General features: G+C 70.9%; 2 protein-coding genes. Both read right to left on the bottom strand.

Annotated elements, in window-relative coordinates:
* Positions 1–366, bottom strand: a 366-nt coding sequence (locus HCK00_RS26680; protein WP_168104612.1) for a DUF742 domain-containing protein, incomplete at its 3' end; no start/stop codon positions are given.
* A gap of 118 nt (positions 367–484) precedes the next feature.
* A partial coding sequence (locus HCK00_RS26685) for a roadblock/LC7 domain-containing protein (RefSeq protein ID WP_375782019.1) occupies positions 485–719 on the bottom strand: 235 nt, incomplete at its 5' end.

The following is a 719-nucleotide window of genomic DNA, read 5'->3' on the forward strand; positions in this document are numbered from 1 at the left end:
ATCCGGCGTTCCGCCGGCTTCGCCGCTGCCGCCCGGCTGGTGGATGGCCACCAGCCCGGCCTCGGCCAGGTCCGCCACGAGGATCCGGGCCACGCCCAGGGGTATCGCCAGCAGGGCCGAGATCTCGGCCACCGACTTGACCTCACGGCACAGATGGCAGATGCGCCCGTGCTCCGGGAGCAGCGTCTCCAGCCGTGAGGGGTCCGCGGTGGTGCTGACCAGTGCCTCGATGGCGAGCTGGTAGCGGGGTCTGGTCCGGCCGCCGGTCATGGCGTAAGGCCGCACCAGTGGCTGGTCGCCCTCGTCCTCGTACGGCGCGTGATGTGAGGCGCCGTACGGGCCGGGCGAGACTGGCGGCGGTGTCATGGTTCCTCCGGGCTGGACAACGGTTGTCGTCTGGCGGGGACCGATGGGGGGAGGCCTGTGGGGCTGGTGGGGGGCGGCCCGCGACGGTCGGTTGTGGTGGTACCTGGTCTGAGCGGAATCAGTTGAGAAGTGATCCCTGGAGTTCCGCGCGGAGGTCCGGGGTGAGGACGGATCCGGCGCGGTCCACCAGGAGGGCCATCTCGTAGCCCACGAGGCCGATGTCGCACTCGGGGTGGGCGAGGACGGCGAGGGAGGAGCCGTCCGAGACGGACATGAGGAAGAGGAAACCCCGCTCCATCTCGACCACCGTCTGGTTGACGGGACCGCCCTCGAAGATGCGGGAGGCGCCGGCC

Source organism: Streptomyces zingiberis (assembly GCF_012034935.1).
Taxonomy (GTDB): Bacteria; Actinomycetota; Actinomycetes; order Streptomycetales; family Streptomycetaceae; genus Streptomyces; species Streptomyces zingiberis.